This is a genomic window from Acinetobacter sp. ANC_7511, assembly GCF_056779975.1.
The window spans coordinates 174675-193483 of the sequence record NZ_JBWYIY010000003.1; the positions used below are offsets into that span (position 1 = coordinate 174675).

18 protein-coding genes and 1 pseudogene are annotated in these 18809 nt (G+C 39.2%); 5 read left to right on the forward strand and 14 right to left on the reverse strand.

The window, feature by feature from the left end:
- Window positions 1–25: 25 nt before the first annotated feature.
- The 5 genes from tolB to ybgC all read right to left on the reverse strand — a co-directional run bounded on the left by tolB (window position 26) and on the right by ybgC (window position 4199).
- Window positions 26–1309, reverse strand: a complete 1284-nt coding sequence (gene tolB / locus AC1M9L_RS03430; RefSeq protein WP_179998402.1) for a Tol-Pal system beta propeller repeat protein TolB — start codon at window positions 1307–1309, stop codon at window positions 26–28.
- A 137-nt stretch (window positions 1310–1446) separates the two neighbouring features.
- Window positions 1447–2616 (reverse strand): cell envelope integrity protein TolA, encoded by a 1170-nt coding sequence (gene tolA / locus AC1M9L_RS03435; RefSeq protein WP_481591336.1) that lies wholly within the window; start codon window positions 2614–2616, stop codon window positions 1447–1449.
- 3 nt (window positions 2617–2619) lie between these two features.
- The gene (gene tolR, locus AC1M9L_RS03440) at window positions 2620–3069 is read right to left on the reverse strand and encodes a protein TolR (protein WP_481589753.1); all 450 of its coding nucleotides are present in this window, start codon (window positions 3067–3069) and stop codon (window positions 2620–2622) included.
- Entirely contained in the window at window positions 3070–3768 is a 699-nt protein-coding gene (tolQ, locus tag AC1M9L_RS03445; protein ID WP_179998400.1) for a protein TolQ, read from the reverse strand.
- A gap of 23 nt (window positions 3769–3791) precedes the next feature.
- A complete protein-coding gene (gene ybgC / locus AC1M9L_RS03450) occupies window positions 3792–4199 on the reverse strand; it encodes a tol-pal system-associated acyl-CoA thioesterase (protein WP_035265725.1) in 408 nt (135 codons plus the stop codon).
- A gap of 262 nt (window positions 4200–4461) precedes the next feature.
- Here ybgC and AC1M9L_RS03455 point away from each other — a divergent pair.
- Window positions 4462–5548: pseudogene (locus AC1M9L_RS03455) on the forward strand (acetamidase/formamidase family protein).
- A gap of 49 nt (window positions 5549–5597) precedes the next feature.
- Here the strand turns inward: AC1M9L_RS03455 and AC1M9L_RS03460 are convergent.
- Window positions 5598–6941, reverse strand: a complete 1344-nt coding sequence (locus AC1M9L_RS03460; RefSeq protein ID WP_481591337.1) for an amidohydrolase — start codon at window positions 6939–6941, stop codon at window positions 5598–5600.
- A 206-nt stretch (window positions 6942–7147) separates the two neighbouring features.
- Between AC1M9L_RS03460 and AC1M9L_RS03465 the strand changes: the two genes are divergently transcribed.
- On the forward strand, window positions 7148–8023 hold the full coding sequence (locus tag AC1M9L_RS03465) for a hypothetical protein (protein WP_481591338.1): 876 nt from the start codon (window positions 7148–7150) through the stop codon (window positions 8021–8023).
- Between the two features lie 15 nt (window positions 8024–8038).
- On the opposite strand, the gene ruvB is transcribed toward AC1M9L_RS03465, so the two are convergent.
- The 3 genes from ruvB to AC1M9L_RS03480 form a co-directional block, all read right to left on the reverse strand.
- Window positions 8039–9046, reverse strand: a complete 1008-nt coding sequence (ruvB, locus tag AC1M9L_RS03470) for a Holliday junction branch migration DNA helicase RuvB (RefSeq protein ID WP_035265728.1) — start codon at window positions 9044–9046, stop codon at window positions 8039–8041.
- Between the two features lie 11 nt (window positions 9047–9057).
- A complete protein-coding gene (gene ruvA, locus AC1M9L_RS03475; RefSeq protein WP_092766079.1) occupies window positions 9058–9660 on the reverse strand; it encodes a Holliday junction branch migration protein RuvA in 603 nt (200 codons plus the stop codon).
- 120 nt (window positions 9661–9780) lie between these two features.
- Window positions 9781–11121: a deoxyguanosinetriphosphate triphosphohydrolase gene (locus AC1M9L_RS03480; protein WP_481591339.1), complete on the reverse strand. Its 1341-nt coding sequence runs from the start codon at window positions 11119–11121 to the stop codon at window positions 9781–9783.
- A 427-nt stretch (window positions 11122–11548) separates the two neighbouring features.
- Here AC1M9L_RS03480 and sohB point away from each other — a divergent pair, with 427 nt between their 5' ends.
- The gene (gene sohB, locus AC1M9L_RS03485; protein ID WP_179998383.1) at window positions 11549–12511 is read left to right on the forward strand and encodes a protease SohB; all 963 of its coding nucleotides are present in this window, start codon (window positions 11549–11551) and stop codon (window positions 12509–12511) included.
- A 52-nt stretch (window positions 12512–12563) separates the two neighbouring features.
- Here the strand turns inward: sohB and AC1M9L_RS03490 are convergent, their stop codons facing one another.
- The gene (locus AC1M9L_RS03490; protein ID WP_481591346.1) at window positions 12564–13205 is read right to left on the reverse strand and encodes a DUF2238 domain-containing protein; all 642 of its coding nucleotides are present in this window, start codon (window positions 13203–13205) and stop codon (window positions 12564–12566) included.
- 161 nt (window positions 13206–13366) lie between these two features.
- Between AC1M9L_RS03490 and AC1M9L_RS03495 the strand changes: the two genes are divergently transcribed.
- Window positions 13367–13606: a hypothetical protein gene (locus AC1M9L_RS03495; RefSeq protein ID WP_481591340.1), complete on the forward strand. Its 240-nt coding sequence runs from the start codon at window positions 13367–13369 to the stop codon at window positions 13604–13606.
- Between the two features lie 74 nt (window positions 13607–13680).
- Here AC1M9L_RS03495 and purB read toward each other — a convergent pair whose 3' ends face one another.
- The 4 genes from purB to AC1M9L_RS03515 are packed head-to-tail and all read right to left on the reverse strand — an operon-like array spanning window position 13681 to window position 17494.
- Window positions 13681–15069 carry an adenylosuccinate lyase gene (gene purB / locus AC1M9L_RS03500; protein ID WP_092766083.1) on the reverse strand — a complete coding sequence of 463 codons (1389 nt, stop codon included), beginning with the start codon at window positions 15067–15069 and terminating at the stop codon, window positions 13681–13683.
- Window positions 15070–15124: 55 nt separating this feature from the next.
- The gene (hflD, locus tag AC1M9L_RS03505; RefSeq protein WP_092766084.1) at window positions 15125–15856 is read right to left on the reverse strand and encodes a high frequency lysogenization protein HflD; all 732 of its coding nucleotides are present in this window, start codon (window positions 15854–15856) and stop codon (window positions 15125–15127) included.
- Window positions 15857–15870: 14 nt separating this feature from the next.
- Window positions 15871–17004 carry a tRNA 2-thiouridine(34) synthase MnmA gene (gene mnmA / locus AC1M9L_RS03510; RefSeq protein WP_035265757.1) on the reverse strand — a complete coding sequence of 378 codons (1134 nt, stop codon included), beginning with the start codon at window positions 17002–17004 and terminating at the stop codon, window positions 15871–15873.
- A 4-nt stretch (window positions 17005–17008) separates the two neighbouring features.
- On the reverse strand, window positions 17009–17494 hold the full coding sequence (locus AC1M9L_RS03515) for an NUDIX hydrolase (protein WP_035265740.1): 486 nt from the start codon (window positions 17492–17494) through the stop codon (window positions 17009–17011).
- A 381-nt stretch (window positions 17495–17875) separates the two neighbouring features.
- On the opposite strand from AC1M9L_RS03515, the gene AC1M9L_RS03520 reads away from it, so the two are divergent.
- Entirely contained in the window at window positions 17876–18628 is a 753-nt protein-coding gene (locus AC1M9L_RS03520) for an acetolactate decarboxylase (protein ID WP_153371340.1), read from the forward strand.
- Window positions 18629–18809: the final 181 nt, after the last annotated feature.

An 18809-nucleotide genomic window follows, 5' to 3' on the forward strand; every position in this document is an offset into this window, starting at 1 on the left:
CATCTCCTTGAAAGATTAAATTCGATTATTTAGGTGCCCAAGCAGGTTCACGAACTTCACCTTGTTCGCTAGGTAAATTCATGCGGAAGCGACCATCTGTAGACATAATCGATAACAATCCACGGCTGCCTTCACGTGTCGCATACACGACCATTTGACCATTTGGTGAAAAGCTTGGTGATTCATCTAAACTGGTTGGCGTTAAAATGTTCGTGATTCCAGTTGAGATTTCTTGAATTGCTACCTTATAGTTGCTGCCTGAAGGGCGATGTACTAAAGCAACATATTTACCATCGGCACTTAAACTTCCACGTGCGTTGAATGCTCCGCGGAATGTCAAACGTTTTGTTGAACCATCAGCAAACGTGTAATGATAGATCTGTGCTGAACCACCACGGTCTGAGGTAAAGATAAAACCTTTACCATCTGGGGTATAGCGAGCTTCTGTATCAATTGCTGTATTATTTGTCATACGCTTCACTTGGCGCGTATTTAAATCCATTTGATAAATTTCAGGGTTGTCATGCATTGAAGCAGTGAACAACATGCTTTTACCATCAGGGGAAAAACTTGGCGCACCGTTTAAGCCACGGAAGCCAGCTAATTTTTCACGTTGTCCAGTCGCTAAATCTTGAACATAGATCGCTGGACGTTTGGTTTCGAATGAAACATAAGCGATTTTTTTGCCATCAGGCGTCCAAGCAGGGGACAAAATTGGATCGCGCGAACTCAATACAGTACGTGGTTGTTCGCCGTCCGTATCTGCGATTTGTAAAGTGTAGCGATTATCAGGAGTCGCAGGATTTCGCAAAACATAAGCGATGCGACCACTAAAGTCACCAGGAATACCTGTTAATGCTTGGTAAATCGCATCACTGATCATATGTGCTGCAGATCGAATGCGCGATGGTGGTACAGTTAATAGTTCATTGAGCAAATATTGTTGTTTTTGGACATCATAGAGTTGGTAATGAACAGCCAATGAACCATCAGGATTGGTTTTAACTTCACCATTCACAACATAAGGTACGCCTGCAGATTGCCAAGCAGCACCATTGGCTTGATTGATGGTTGCTGTTGCAGGTAAATTTTTAGATGAACTGGTAAAGCGACCTGAACGGTTTAAATCTTGCTCTACAACAGGGTATAAGCGTTGATCACCTACGAATGGCACGATAGCAATTTTTGGTGCTTCTTCAGGTGCTTTAGCAATTTCAAGATGAAGCTGTGCATAAGAGGTCGTAATGAGAGCAGGGCTAAATGCTGCCAAAATTGCTAAACCGAGAAGATGTTTTGAGATCATTTTCATGAGAGGTCACGTACTCAAGATACTAATTTTTCGAATATTCTAGCTTTTTAGCATATAGCTCCGTACCGAATCTATATAAAGCGTGTAATTATCCGCAATTCATGAAAAAACCTTTCGACGAATCGAAAGGTTTTTTATTATTTCACGGTGAATGAAGAAGTGAAACTACGAGCTTCACGCCTTGCATCAGGATCGGATGGCATCGGATATGGTGCTGCTGCACGTACAGCCTGTTCGACACTGGCTTTGACATCTGGATCTGATGCATTGACGATGACTGAAGTCACAGAACCACTGTCAGATAATGTCACGCGTGCTGTCGCTTTTTGACCTGAAGAGCCTATTGGCATTCTCCAAGCACCTTTAATTTTTTGCTCAAAGTCTCTTTTTGCTGAAGAAGCGATGCGTTTAGATTCAGCTTTTTTGTTGGCTGCTTCTTGTCTAGCTCTTTCAGAGGCAGATTCTCGAGCTTCAGCTTCGGCACGTTCTCTGGCTTCGGCATCCGCTTTTCTTTGTGCTTCCAGACGAGCTTTCGCATCAGCTTCCGCTTTAGCTTTGGCATCAGCTGCAGCCTTAGCTTTACGATCAGCATCCTGTTTGGCTTTTGCATCTGCTTCCGCTTTAGCTTTACGATCAGCATCTTGTTTTGCTTTGGCTTCCGCAGCAGCTTTGGCTTTCCGATCGGCTTCTTGCTTAGCTTTGGCTTGAGTTGCCTCAGCTTTAGCTTTACGATCAGCTTCTTGTTTCGCTTTTAAAGCCGCATCAGCTTTCGCCTTTTGTTGTTGTTCCTGTTTTGCGCTTTGCTCAGCTGCTTTGGCTTTTTGGGCGGCTTCTTGTTTAGCTCTAGCATCGGCCTCAGCTTTAGCTTTACGATTCATTTCTTGAGTCGCTTTACGTTGTGCTTCAGCCGCTGCTTTACGTTCGGCTTCTTGTTGAGCTTTAACCGCAGCCGCTTGCTCAGCTTTACGGTCGGATTTTGGCTCTTCAACTTTTGGTTGAGCTGGAGGAAGTACAGCAGGTGCAACAGGAATCACTGGTGCATTTTGAATCGGCTCATTGGTCTGTTGAACATTTTCTTGAACGTTCTGGTGCGCTGTATCTGAATGATCAGATTCAACCAATGGCGTGGGTTCAGGTGGTACTAGATCCTCAGGTTTCACTAAAACTGTTTTAACAGTTTTAGTTGGCTCAGGAGGTTGAGTCAATCCAAGAAACAATAAGCCTGTGATCGCAATCACATGGACCGCAACAGTGAATCCGATTGCAATTTTCTTTTCTTTTGAAAAGCGGGAGTTAGATTCTTTCATAGCTTATTGAATCGGTTTGGTCAGCAAGCCAACTTGATTGATCCCTGCATCTTGTAAGTTAGACATGAGCGTCATCACCTCACCGTAAGGTCGAGTATTATGACCATTGATGACGACACTAAATTGTTTATTCTCACGTTCAGCAATTTGTTGTGCATCACGAAGTGTCTGTTGTAATTCCTGCAAGCTCAGTGGACTTGGTTGGCTACCCTTGTATTCTAAAAAGTATTGTCCTTGTTGATCTAAAGTCACCATAGCTGGTGCATCCTTAGATTCAATCGGTACACTGTTTGCTTCAGGTAAATCAACTTTTATGCCACTTGTGATCATTGGTGCGGTCACCATAAAAATCACTAAAAGTACTAACATGACATCAATATAAGGAACTACATTCATGTCACTGTTAAGTGGCTTTTTGATGCGTTGGAAACGCCCTGAGCGACGAACGGCCATTTATTCAGCTTCCTGTGTAGAACCCACAGAACGACGTTGTAAAAGCGCCACCATTTCTTCAGCAAACAAGGAACGATCTGAGTAAATTTCTTCACTTTTGGCCGTATAGTGGTTGAATGCAAGTACTGCAGGAATCGCAGCAAATAAACCAATAGCAGTCGCAATGAGGGCTTCCGCGATACCTGGTGCGACAGTTGCTAGCGTCACTTGATCGACTTGGGCTAAGCCGATAAAAGCATTCATAATGCCCCAAACTGTACCAAATAAACCAACATAGGGCGCAACTGAACCAATACTGGCAAGTGCACTGAGGCCTTGTTCCATACGGCTCTGATCTCGGCTTAAACCCACCCCAAGAATACGCTCTGTGCCATCAATGACTTGTGCTGTTTCAGCTTTGGTTTTTTTGAGTTTGAGAAATTCTGCAAAACCAAGATAAAAAACATCTTCCAAGCCTTCACGCTTAGAGTTGACTTGTGCATTGTTATATAAAGTATTGAGTTCTGCACCAGACCAAAAAATCTTCTGAAAATGATCATCACCTTGGCGAGCTTTCTTAAACGTCATATGTAACTTGGCAATAAGGTACCAGCTAAAGAGTGAAGCTAGTACCAACACCAGCATGACCAGTTGTACGACTGGACTCGCTTGAAGAATTAAATCTGTGACGTGAAGTGAAGATTCGAGTTGTGTTGCCATAGTTACATGTGCCAATCATATTTTTATGCGTGGGCTAATTCTTTTTCGATTAGATCACGGATTTCATTTGGAATTCTCAGCGGTTTCATTTCAGCGCTAATACACGCCAATTCTACTTCCCCTGAAGCTAGCATGATTTCACCACGATAAATATTTTGTTGCAATACAAAAGACGTTGCTTTACACGAAACTACACTTGCTGTAACAGTAATTAAGTCATCCATTAATATTGGACGTGAATATTTAAGCGCTAATTTATGCACGACAAAGTTGTAATCTTTTTGATGCCAGTAATGTGAAATCCCTGAAGCGCGTAACCATTCTGTACGTGCGCGTTCCATAAAGCGAATATGATTGGCATGATAAACAATGCCTCCTGCATCTGTATCTTCAATATACACTCGGATTTGAAATTCAAATTTGTTCGCCATACAGGTGTTCCATTACTTTAAATAGTCCAGTGTTTTGCAACATTCTTGACAAAGAATGCGAAACGCTGATTTGTACAATGTTTGAAAGGCTTGAAGTTTAGCACTCCATTTTTACAGACCAATGGCACAAGATTTCAAAAATAGCTGTAGATTGGGCGAAATATTTTAAGATGAAAATGCAGATTTAATTGAATTTTAATCATGTTTGGCATAGGGATTGATTAAATAAATTCACATGAAATTTATAGTTGGATTTGAGTGCATGTTAAAAAAGTTAGCTTTATCGATTTCGATTGCTACATCAATATTAAGTTTGTCGACTTTTAGCTCGGCTGAAGATTTTAAAATTTTAAAACAGATTGAAAGCAAGCCAGTTTTACTAAAAAAAGGGGAATATGCTGGACACTATTATATTCCAAGCACACTCAATACTATTCAATGGGGTTATCTACCGAATAAAGATGCTAAGCCAGTTTTAACGGTTCCATCGGGGAGTCATGTGACTTTTGATACAGTGTCACATGAAGGTTTATTAGAGGATCAAGGGCGTGATGCTGAAAAATACTTTACATTTAAAGGTGTTAAAAAAGAGCACATTTTAGATGAAGCGAAATTGATCACCCGCTCTAATTTAAAGCATGATTTCCATAAAGATGGTCCACACATTATTACTGTTCCGATCTACGTTGAAGGTGCAATGCCGGGAGACGTGCTTAAAGTTGAAATATTGAAAATAGAACCACGTGTTCTTTATGGTGTTATTTCGAACCGCCATGGTAATGGTACATTGCCTGAATTCCCTAAACGACAAAAACATGATCATGCTTCGCCAGAAAATCCAGATGCTTATGGCAATGTTTCAGTATTTACACCCATTGCTCAAAATAAAGAGGGTGTATGGGAGGGGGTGATTCAAACAGAATCTGGTAAAGCGATTCGTTTTCCATTAAATCCGTTTATGGGAACAATGGGTGTTGCACCGAATACCAGCGAACCTGTTCACTCAGTTCCACCCTCATTTTATGGTGGAAATATTGATATTAATGATTTAACTGCTGGGGCAACCGCTTATTATCCTGTTCAAGTTCCAGGTGCATTATTCTACACAGGTGATAGTCATTTCGTTCAACACGCCTGGTTTAGATGAAGATTTGGATGAAGCAATGCGTAAATCTACGCGTGAAGCAATCAATTTCTTAGTAAATGAATATGGCATAAGTGAAGAAATTGCATATGCTTATCTCAGCGCTGCGACTGATTTTGAAGTTTCTCAAGTTGTAGATAAAACCAAAGGCATCCATGCGATGATTCGTAAAGCAGATTTTAAAGAGTTCATCGAGAAGAAATAAATTTTTGAAATAAAAAAATCCTCCATCAAGGAGGATTTTTTTATGATGCTTAAGATTTGTTATTCCAATCTTGTTGAACTTGTTGTGCAATATTCGGATAGTCCATCACAAAACGAATGTGGCTTTCAACGCCAGTTTTTAATGTCGCATCATCTACAATAAATTGAGGGTTATGATTGGGTGCAGCCTTACTCATCTCTTGATCTTGAGGTGTTGCACCAATGAAAATGAACAATGAAGGCATAAGTTGACCATAATAGGCAAAGTCTTCACTTGCACTCGCATTGTTCTCGAGCACATGTAATTTATCTTCACCGTGAACTTTCGCAAGTGATGGCGCGATGAGTTGAGTTAGCGTTTTGTCGTTCGTGGTGACGGGGGCATAAGCGGCAATTTCTACTTTGGCTTTTACGTCATTTGCATGAGCATTATGTTCGATCAATTTCGGTAAATCCTTGAGAATATTCTGGCGGACCTCTTCCTTATTTGATCGAATCGTGCCAACCATATTGACTTGCTCTGGTATCACATTTCCTACCGTTCCACCTTGAATACTACCAATACTGATTGCCCCCATACCTTTGGTTAAATCTGCACGACGGCTGATCAAACTCTGCATATTACTAATCATTTGAGATGAAGCGTAAATGGGATCGCGTCCAAGCCATGGCATAGAACCATGAACTTGTTTTCCACTGACCTGAATGCGCAAGTGATCTGCACTGTTTAAAATAGTGCCATCTTTATAAAAAATATGACCACTTGGCATACCCGCCATAACATGCATACCGAAGATCACTTCAGGCTTAGGATTTTTTAAAGCCCCATCTGCAATCATCTTACGTGAACCAATTTGATCACCATGGCTAAAGTTATCAATATCTGCTCCACCTTCTTCAGCTGGTTGGAAGACAAACACAACAGTACCTGCAATTTTATCTTTATTTTCCGAAAGCACTTTTGCAGCGCCTAATAACATTGCTGTGTGAGCATCATGTCCACAGGCATGCATGACTGGCGTTTCTTTGCCTTGATAGGTTGCCTTTGCTTTACTTGCAAAAGAAAGTCCTGTTTTTTCCTCAATCGGTAATGCATCCATATCTGCACGTAATGCCATTACTGGGCCAGGTTTTGCACCTTTAAGAATTCCGATTACACCTGTTTTGGCATAGCCTGTGCGGACTTCAATCCCATATTTTTTTAACTCTTTTTGAACCAGAGCCGAGGTTTTAAATTCCATATTGCCGAGTTCGGGATGTTGGTGAATGTGTTGTCTTAATTTGATGGTATGTTGTTCAACCGCGTTTGAACCGTCATCAACCCAATCTGCAAAACTCAAGGTTGAACAAAGGGGCAAGATAGTACAAGCAGAAAATAGCCTAAGTGAAATCATGAACTTAATGTCCTAAAAATCCTAAAGTTTTAGGAGCTTCTCATTCACTTCTGATGGTTGCAAAACTTAACAGGTATATCGAAATACATGAAAAGTATAGTGAACATGAAGCATTGATTTTTAATGCTTTATCCATAGATTTAAAGTTGTTATTATTTGTAAATTATTCATTTTAAATAATTATTTTAATAGTTGTGGGGGAGCTAATGGGCGTTGAAGAAGAACTTAAGCATAATCAAGATGTCATGATTCAACTTCCGTGGACCGTGCCACAACCGCCTTTATATACGACGAGTATTCAAGTTGATCCTGAAACGCAGAAAATTCCTTTGGATTTGAATGTAAGCTCAACTGATACGACTGCAATTTGGTCTTTTATGATTGCAATGGCGATAGCTTTTATTCTAGGAATTTCAGCAACAATCATTGCAATTTGGTATGGTGTCAGAAGTTTTAAATTAACTGAAATGTCTTTTAATACAGTAGTACTAGAAATAAAAAGTTCACAACAAATTGCTTTTGATCTAAATCAAAAATTATTTGAGCAACAGATAGCGTTACAAAAAAATGAGTTGCAGTCTAAAGAGCGTATAGTATGGAATGATTTAGTTTACGAAATATGTGCCGATTGTAATATATTAATCAATAACTATATTTTTAAAGCACAGGAAATAATCAAGTTTTACCTGAGAACTAATAGTAGAGATAAATCAAATCCCTCAAGTATATTTGGGGAAAAGATAGGTGAGTTGGAAGAAATTAGTCATCAATTAATTCTTAAAAATTCGAAACTTGATCTATATTTGGAAGACAATAATGATATGCATGAATATTTTATTAAATTATTAGATCATTTTACTATTTTATCACAGGAATTAATAGATGAGTTTTATAACAAACATTCTATTGAGTTATTCGAAGTTTTTGAAGATTTATCTCATATTGATTATGGAGATAACAAGATATTAAGGCTAGCAAGTTGGAAAAATGGAAATAAATTAAATAGATTAGAAATACTCTCTTTATTAATGCGTGAAATTAATAAAAATTTAAAAAATAATTTAAGAAAAAAAGCAGCCTAAGCTGCTTTTTATAAATCACTTCTCTTTCGGTTCAGGTGGTGTCATCCCAAACTGCAAATACGCCTGATTTGTTGCAATACGACCACGTGCGGTACGCATCACATAACCTTGCTGAATCAAGTAAGGCTCAATGACATCTTCCAGCGTGCCTGAATCTTCTGCCATTGCCGCTGCTAGAGCTTCAACACCTGCAGGACCACCATCAAAACGTTCTAATAACATGGATAAATAACGGCGGTCGAGTGTATCTAAACCATCCTTGTCTACATTCAACATATCAAGCGCACGTTGCGCCATTTCTTGTGTGACCTCACCTGTACCTTTCACTTGAGCATAGTCACGTACACGACGCAGTAAACGGTTTGCGATACGAGGCGTACCACGAGAACGACGAGCCACTTCCTTCGAACCAGCTTCTGTGATTGGAACATCCATCAGGTTTGCAGAACGAGTCACGATATGGGTCAAATCTTCAACCGAATAAAACTCTAATCGTTGGACAATACCAAAACGATCTCTAAGCGGAGAGGTCAGTAAACCGGCACGAGTAGTCGCAGCGACTAAAGTGAAGGGCGGTAAATCCAACTTAATTGAACGCGCAGCAGGGCCTTCACCAATCATAATATCCAGTTGGTAATCTTCCATCGCGGGATAAAGGATTTCCTCGATCACTGGAGAGAGACGGTGAATCTCATCAATAAATAAAACGTCACCTTCTTCTAAGTTGGTGAGCATTGCTGCCAAATCACCAGCGCGCTCTAACACAGGACCTGAGGTGGATTTGAGATTGCCACCCATTTCACGCGCGATAATATTGGCAAGTGTGGTTTTACCTAAACCCGGAGGACCAAAAATCAAGGTATGGTCTAAAGCTTCACCACGTCCACGAGCTGCACCAATGAAAATTTCCATCTGCTCACGCACAACAGGTTGACCAATATAATCATCTAATGATGTTGGTCGAATGGCACGATCAAAATGATCTTCTGGTTTTTCAGAACCACTGATAATACGGTCTTGCATAATATGAGATCTTATTTATTCATCGATTTTAAAGCAGCACGGATAATATCGGATGCCTCAGTGAAGTCACTTTTAACGGTATTGACTAACTTTTGTGCTTCTAGTGGCTTGTAACCTAATGACTGTAAAGCAGCTTCAGCCTCAGCGACAGCAGAGTTACCCGTAAACTGAATTTGCGCTGTTGTAGAGTTTGATGTGGATGGCTGAGCTGCAAGCGCTTTAAAGCGATCTCGAAGTTCAATCATCAAACGCTCTGCAGTCTTTTTACCAACACCTGGAACTTTGACTAAAGTGTTTACATCTTCATGTTCAACGGTATGAATGAGCATGTCCACACTGAGTGTAGATAGAATACCCAATGCCATTTTGGGACCAACGCCGTTCACTTTAAGTAAAGTGCGGAAAATACTTTTTTCTTGTGCGTTGGAAAATCCATACAGTAATTGAGCATCTTCACGTACAGCCAAGTGCGTCCACAATGTGACTTTTTGTCCTTTCTGCAATTGGCAAAATGTTGAGAGAGGTGTATCTACCTCATAGCCAACACCATTTACATTCAATAAAACTGTTGGTGCTTCCAAAGCAAGCACTTCACCAATAAGACATCCAATCATTCAATTATTTCACTTATTTGTCGATGTTAAATTCACTATGTCAGCATAGTAGTGTTCATTGCTTCAGAACGCAAAATCAAAAAACACTTTATGCTCTTTTCCTGAACACTAATTTAAGGTTTATAAAAATCCAACTTTATTCCCTTGAAGTTCCTGTGCCAAATGATAAGCCTGATGATCCGAAAATTTTGAGATCACATCTAAGACTTGCATGATATTGTCATAGTGATCATCACTAAAACGTACACCTAAGCCTGAGATAATAGACAGTAAACGTCCTTCCTTAAAATTATGAATTTTATTGGGGGTCGTAAGCGGAATAAAGGCATCTAGTATGTGCTGTAAGCTTTGATGTGCAATGATTTCTAAACCAGATTTTTGAGGATGCTCAAAGATTTTTTCCCGCGCTAAATTCTTTGCACAATCAATTCCTGCTTCGATATCGGGCGAGCAATATTGGAGCAAACTACCTTTAAGCTGTCCTGACAGAATTTCAAAATGATGTTTAGCAAAAGCGGAAGTGACTTCATCAACCAAGCGTTTCATCACACGACCACGCAATGCTGCAATCTTTTGTTGCCACGTGGTGTATGGCATTGCAAGTTCAGCGGGCGAGCCATAGTCACCAAGCAGATTTAAAAAAATAGGTTCGACTTGCTCATAGCTGAGCATGTTAAGAATAATGCCATCTTCTAAATCGATCAGGGCATAACAAATATCATCCGCAGCTTCGAGTAAATAGGTGAGTGGATGGCGACAGAAATGATATTCATCATATTGTATAAGACCTAATTGGTGACCAATTTGTTGCAAAATTTCTTTTTCAGATTGATAGCAACCAAACTTAGCTCGTTTACTGGCAGGCGTATTCCCCTGAGAGTCAATGGTTTTAGAAAGCCATGGGTACTTTAAGTAAGCTCCTAAGGTTGCGTAAGTGAGGCGCATTCCACCGTCATTAGGGTGATAGTCAATTTTCGTGAGTAAACGAAGACCTTGAGCATTGCCTTCAAACTGGCGAACATCGGCCTGCTGTTCAGGGGTTAAACTCGATAAAAAATCGCCGTGTGATGCATCATCAAACCATTCACGAATAGCGTACTCACCTGCATGACCAAAAGGGGGATTACCAATATCGTGTGCAAGACAAGCTGCTTGAATAATTGCACCGACATCTGCAGGAGAGATCCACATAGGTAACTCATCACGAATTTTTTCAGCTGCCAGCATTCCCAAAGAGCGTCCGATGCAAGAAACCTCAAGGGAATGTGTTAGACGCGTATGAATGCCATCCTGTTGAGTCAGGGGGTGAACTTGAGTTTTACGGTTAAGTTGCCTAAAACTCTGAGAAAAAATAATACGATCGTAATCTTTATGGAAGGGGCTACGTGCTTGTTCTGTATTTTGTTTTGAACTACCAAATCGAACTGTTGATAACAGTTCCAGCCAACGCATTTGAGTCATTTATCATTATTCATCATTACTGTCTGCAACCATAATGCCAAAAAATCAGTTAAAAATATATGTTGATACGACACAATTTGGCGCTTGAAAACGTATTTTAGAAAAGTTTAAGAAGTTAAATAATTGGTATTAAGATGTTGATTTTAATAGTTATTTTCCCAATATAATTTAATTTATTCACTCTGAAATCATATAAGAGTCTCTAATTGATTATAAAGATAGGTATCTATCATTACATGATGCGTGTTTGCGAGTCGGTTCGATAATTTTCTAACGAAATAGTATGCATAACGTATCTACTTTTTATGCTGATTGTTGATCAAATTGATTTTATGATTGGCAGAACATTTCAATAAAGCTATTGAAATTTGTCTATTTTGACCTCATGTTATCTTCATAAAGATGAATTATAGAGATGTGAATTTATATGTTATTTCATTTGCCGAAACTTCCTGCCGAAATTCGAGTCACTCACTTAAATGCGCGTATTAATGAACAAAGAAAAAAAATTGCGCAAAGTACTGCATCAAAACTTGAACTTCTGCAGTTGTCTCAGCAGTTTTCAAAAGAAGCACGCACGCGTAAAAAGAATAATCAGAAAGTATATGTAATTGATTTTAAAGGTGACATGGCAGCTTCAGCTGTAGAGAATCTTCGTGAAGAAATTACTTTGATTTTGGCGACTGCTAAAGCAGGGCGTGATCGTGTCGTAGTTCGTTTGGAAAGTCCAGGTGGGATGGTACATGGTTATGGACTTGCGGCTGCTCAATTGGTGCGTCTGCGCGATGCTGGTTTTCATTTAACCATTTGTGTTGATAAAGTCGCAGCAAGTGGTGGATACATGATGGCATGTATCGGTAACGAAATTATTTCTGCTCCATTTGCAGTGATTGGTTCAATTGGCGTTGTTGCTCAAGTGCCTAATTTTAATCGTTTACTTAAAGAACATAATGTTGATTTTGAGCTTTATACTGCGGGTCAATATAAACGTACCGTGACCATGTTTGGTGAAAATACGGAAGAAGGTAAAGCAAAGTTTGAAGAAGAGTTGCAACAAACGCATGCATTGTTCAAGCATTTCGTTGAAAAATATCGTCCACAGTTAAATGTTGAAAAAGTAGCAACAGGTGAACATTGGTACGGTCAAGATTCATTAGATTTGAATTTGGTTGATAAGCTTCAAACCTCGGATGAGTATTTATTAAGTTTATTGACAGTGCATGATGTTTACTTGATTCAAACTCGCCGTAAACCTACCTTAGGTGAGAAATTAGGACTGCAAGCGGCACAAATGGCGGACAGTTTGATTCCTGCTGTGATGAATAAAGTTATGGACACTTTAGTCAAAACTAATGCGAACTTAGTGCAACTACGTGATCCTAAACTTTAAATTTGATGAAATAAAAAAAGCCAATCTAATGATTGGTTTTTTTTATGATTTATCATTTGTATGGTCGAGAGTCTAATTTTCGATATAACATCACTATTCCTGTGATCATGGACCCAAGTGTTGCGAACAACATATCTTTATGGGCATCCCAAATATCACCTTGTTGACCATTATAATTTTCTGCTGCCTCATGGGAAAGATTAATTGCAATCAACCATTCAATCCATTCGTAAATGAGACTGGTGACCATGACAAACTGAACAACAATAAGAAAAAGTACTCGTGCAGATAATTGGGGTAAATAGAATTGAATGATCCTATGGAAAAAAGGATAGAGAAGTAGACCATAGGTAAAATGGACCAAGCGATCATACATATTTCGCTCCCAACCCATCTGTGCATTTAAATCTATGCCGAAGTTGTGCATCAACCATTCATTATAGGGAACATACGAATATAAATAGTGTGCCCCAAGAATATGAATGATCAGAAATCCAATATAGAGAGAAAATGCGATAAAACTCAAACCAACTTTCTTTTGTATATAGATCAAAAACACCAGCATTAAAGCTGTGCCAAGTTGATGTAAGCTATAAGAAGCATATTCAAGAGGCTTTATACTTGCCAAGATCAGCACCATTATGAAAATGAAGAATACGAGGTGGTGTTTAGGAGTAAATTTTTTGTAGTACATTTTGTTATATGTTGATTTGATTAATTTCTTCATATGATTGTAATGGATCAATCCTGAGAATAAGCTGCAGATCGCATTATTTTTATAAATAGTTGTTTATATCAATAGCTCATTGTAATCAGGATGATCAGTTAGAATATGATTTATTTTGAGTTTTTATTATGACGGTTTCAGCTGCTTTTCTTGCACAGCAAAATGCATATTTTCATTATGAGTTTGAAGAGCTTGCTTTGGATGACTTTCCTGAAGAGATCTCAGTATCACTCCGAGGAATGATGTTTAGGCATGACATTCAATATGCCCAAGTGACTCATTATATTTACTATAGCGATGTTTTAACTGGTGATGAATTAGAAAAGCTCAGAACTGACTTTATATGTTACTGTCCTGATGAAGCATGATTTTTATTGAAACATTTGATGAGTCTCATACAAAAAAAGCGAAGCCTAAGCTTCGCTTTTTTATTCAATACTATTTAGATTTTAGCAATCAAATCTTTAATTTGTTTCGCTTGCTCAGCAGCATTACCTGTATAAGATGCAGGTGTCATTTCAGCAAGACGCGCACGATCTGCTGCAGGAACAGCTTCTAATTCGTTACCATTAACAAAATTCACCATCATTTCGCGAGTCATTGCTTGACCACGAGTAAGAGCTTTAAGTTTTTCGTATGGTTTTTCAACGTTATAACGACGCATTACTGTTTGAATTGGTTCAGCAAGAACTTCTTGAGCGTTGTCTAAGTCTTCAAGAATACGGTCGGCATTCAATTCAAGTTTGCCCACACCTTTCAAGCAAGCTTCAAATGCGATCAAGCTTTGTGCAAAACCAACGCCCATGTTACGAAGAACAGTAGAGTCAGTTAAGTCACGCTGCCAGCGAGAAATTGGAAGCTTTTCACCAAGGTGAGCAAGGACTGCATTAGCAATACCCAAGTTACCTTCAGAGTTTTCAAAGTCGATTGGGTTCACTTTGTGTGGCATTGTTGAAGAACCAACTTCACCTTCTTTTAATTTTTGTTTGAAGAAACCAAGAGAGATATAACCCCAAACATCACGGTTGAAATCGATAAGGATTGTGTTAAAACGGCGAAGCGCATCAAACAATTCAGCCATGTAGTCGTGTGGCTCAATTTGAGTTGTATACGGGTTAAACGTGAGACCTAAAGATTCAACAAATGCTTGCGAGTGAGCAGGCCAGTTAATTTCAGGGTAAGCAGAAAGGTGAGCATTATAGTTACCTACCGCACCATTGATTTTACCTAGAAGCTCAACATTGTTGAATTGTTTGATTTGGCGTGCAAGACGGTATGCCACGTTTGCCATTTCTTTCCCCAATGTTGTTGGGCTTGCAGTTTGACCATGTGTACGAGACAACATTGGTTGATCAGCGTGTTTTTCTGCAAGTGCAACAATTGAGTCCACGATTTGTTGCATAGACGTAGCTAGTACTTCACGACCACTTTTCAGCATGAGTGCATGAGACAAGTTGTTGATGTCTTCAGATGTACAAGCAAAGTGAATGAATTCACCCGCATTTTTAAGTTCATCAATGTTTGCAATTTTCTCTTTTAAGAAATATTCAACCGCTTTTACATCGTGGTTGGTTGTGCGTTCGATTTCTTTGATACGGTTAGCATCGTCTTCAGAGAAATTTGCAACGATTGCATCTAAAGCTGCATTTGTTTCGTTAGAAAAAGCTGGCACTTCAGTAATTTCTGGGCGATTTGCAAGTGCTTGTAACCAGCGCACTTCAACAGTCACACGAGCATGGATTAAACCAAACTCAGAGAGGAAAGGGCGCAAAGCATCACATTTGCTTGCATAGCGACCATCTAATGGAGAAAGTGCGGTTAAAGCGTTCATAGCAATTCCTTAAACTTTGGAATGAAACGTAAAACAGAACTCGATATACATCAGGCTAAACCACCTGAAACTGTAAACGAGCGAGATCTTGAATATCTTTCAGTAACTTGCGTTTGGTGAAGATCATGCTCCATGAACTTCCACCTGACTGACGCCATAAATGCGCCATCTGTAAACCTGTAAACAATGAAGCACGAATACGATTGGTGTGCGAAGAATCCTTAAAAGCTTCTGCATTGCCTTTCACCATAATGCGAGGATTAATCTGTCCTGCAGTTTCGACATAGGTTTGAGCAAGGTTTGCAAGAATACTTGGATGTAGATAATTATGATCAAAAAAGGAGAGTTGTTTTAGTATTTTTTCTTGTGATTTTTCAATAATTTCAACGAATTTTGGGTTGCTATATACTTTCTTTTCTAAATGTAATAATGCCATCGCATAGGACATTGGAAGTTTTGCATTGGCAAATTTAGGTATTCTTGATTTTGGTGCAGTATTGAATGGTTGGGTGATGCTACTTTCTAAAGTTTTCAATCCCAGAGAAATATCTGCAAGCTGGTTAAAAAAATCTAAGGTTTGACAATTCTTATTGGAAGTAGGGCGAATATTTAAACTCGCCTTAATTAATTGTTCTAAATAGAAGTTACCGTTTTCACCAATATTTTGTCGACCTGCAATGGCTGTCATATGTGTCAGCTGAGTCGATTGAAATACTGCTGCCAAAGCCAAAGCTCTGTTTTGACGATCATTCAGAGTCTGAAGCTGCTGGAACGGTAACTCTGTCATGCCTGAAAATTCCTTTAAATAAAATCAGGTTTAGGCGCATTAGTATGATGAATCACACCGCCACCTAAACAAACTTCATCCGCGTAAAACACAACGCTTTGTCCTGGCGTAACAGCACGTTGAGGTTCATCAAATTCTACACGTACACCTTGCGGTGCATTTGGGTCATTAAATAAGACACATGCTTGATCAGGTTGGCGATAGCGAGTTTTCGCTGTGCAACGGAAACCATTTTCTGGAATCTCTTGCTCACCTGCAACCCAATCAATTGCTTCAGACCATAACATGGTACTTTGCATGAGGGGATGCTCATGACCTTGGCCAACAACTAAACGATTGCCTTCAATATCTTTGTGTAATACGAACCAAGCACCTTCTTCAGCGCCTTTCATACCACCGATACCAATACCACCACGTTGACCGAGCGTATAGTACATTAAGCCGTGATGATCACCAACCTCTTTACCATCTTCAAGGACAATTTTACCTGGTTGAGCAGGTAAATATTGCTTCAAGAAGTCATTAAATCGGCGTTCACCAATAAAACAGATACCTGTAGAGTCTTTTTTCTTCGCTGTTGCAAGACCTAAATCTTCAGCAATTTTACGAACTTGAGGCTTTTCAATTTCACCGACAGGGAACAAGGTCTTGTTAATTTCACGACCATGAACGGCATGTAGGAAATAAGTTTGGTCTTTGTTGTTATCCACGCCACGGAGTAAAGGCGCATATTGCTCACCTTTAGAGTTGGTCATGGTTTCACCGCGACGAGCATAGTGTCCTGTTGCGATGAAGTCAGCACCTAATTTCATGGCATGGTCGAGGAATGCACGGAACTTAATTTCTTTATTACATAAAATATCTGGGTTTGGGGTGCGCCCCGCAGCATATTCAGCCAAGAAGTGCTCAAATACACGATCCCAATATTCCATTGCGAAGTTGGCTGTATGTAATTTGATACCGATACGATCACATACGGCTTGCGCATCTGCAAGATCATCCATAGCCGTGCAGTATTCTGTGCCGTCATCTTCTTCCCAGTTTTTCATGAAAAGACCTTCAACTTGATATCCTTGTTGAAGTAATAAAGCCGCAGAGACAGATGAGTCTACACCACCTGACATACCGACGATGACACGTTGTTGCATAGGATTAGGCATCCAAATTTGAAATTAAGGGAGAATTTTGGTGCTCATAAACGAGCGATAAAGGAAATTTTTGTCCTGATTGGGCATCTTGAATGGCTTTGATGACCAATGGGCTACGCGCGCGAGCCGTTTCTAACAGCTCATCTAGGCTCATCCAAACAGCACCTACGATACCTGTATCTAATGTTGCATTGGCAAAATACTGTGTTGATTTTGCTAAAAAACAGAAGCGGTAATAGGTACGATCTGGAAACATAGGTGGGGTATAGGTGTATATACCCAATAAATCTGTGACTTCAACTTGGTGACCTGTTTCTTCCATGGTTTCACGAACCGCGGCTTGAATAAGGGTTTCACCAGCTTCAACATGACCTGCAGGTTGATTAAAAACGGTGTGCATGACACCTTCTGTTTGTTCTTCTACAAACAGATATTTACCATCTTTTTCAACCACTGTTGCAACAGTGACGTGAGCAGTCCAAGCGGTCATAAAAAAGCACCAGATGAAGGGAAGGCATATTGTATAAAATTTTGAGGTGTGTGGCTATGATGGGAGGGGATTTCTTTGAAGGCGTTCTATCTTAAGTTTAACTAAGAAGTTCTTTGGATCAATAATTTAATAAAGGGCGTGGAACATGAAGAATCAACAAAAAAGCCCAATTTAAGTAAATTGGGCTTTTGAATGTAATTTAAGATTATGATTTATATGAAATAAAAAAGATAATTTCGCATAAGGTGTATTATGTTAATTTTAGAGATTCTTAACTTCAGAATATCGAAATTATAATAACTTTGAGTAATCATTTGTTCAGATTGACTAAGTTATTGGTTTCTCTTCTAATAGCTATACTCTCTAAATATTGAAATCAAAATGAATCATTTAAATCGTCTTTTCAGCATCTTAGCTATTGCTAGTACAATCACTACTAGTTCTATTGCTGCAGATATGCCTTTCAAATTTACTCATTCCGGTAACTTTAAACATATGATCTATACCGGTGATGATCGAGGCACTATTAAACTATCAGAAGTACCACAACAGGAAAATACCTGGGGGCTAGGGGCACTTGCGGGACGTACAGGTGAAATTATTCAAATTGATGGCAAAATTCTAGTCAGTCCAGGTAGTGATTTAGAAGGAAAAATCTTGCCTCATGATCCTAATGAACAGGCCTTTCTTTTCGCAAGTGGCCAAGTATCGAAATGGCATGATATCTCCTTACCCGTGGATATGAATCAATCCCAATTAGAAGAATTCATTCTCAAAGAGGCAAAACGATTAGGATTATCAACTGAACAACCGTTTGTATTTCGTCTGCAAGGGAAATATCCTGAATTACGTTGGCATGTTGTAACAGGTAAAAAAACTCAGACAATGAATGAGCACACATTCAGCCATGCCCCTCATACAAAAAAACATCATGTAGAAAAGCATATTTTTAATAATCTTAATGCTCAAGGACAATTGATTGGAATCTATAGTGGTCCTCAATTAGAAAGTGTAGTAACCCACCCAAATGAGTATTTTCATGCTCACTATGTTGATGATCAGGCAAAAATTTCTGGTCATGTAGAAGCTTATTCAGTAGCAAAGGGCACAATTCTCAAGTTGCCTCTTGAATAATATATGGTGTAATACCGAAGAATTTATAGGCCTCAAATTTGAGGCCTTTTTACATCCATTTAACATAATGGCTGTTATGCGAAATTCCATTGTTAGAAACCATTTAAAGTGTCTATATTCTCACCAATAAAAATGTCTAGTTTATGATGGTTTTTACCATCATGGACTGGATATAAATTAG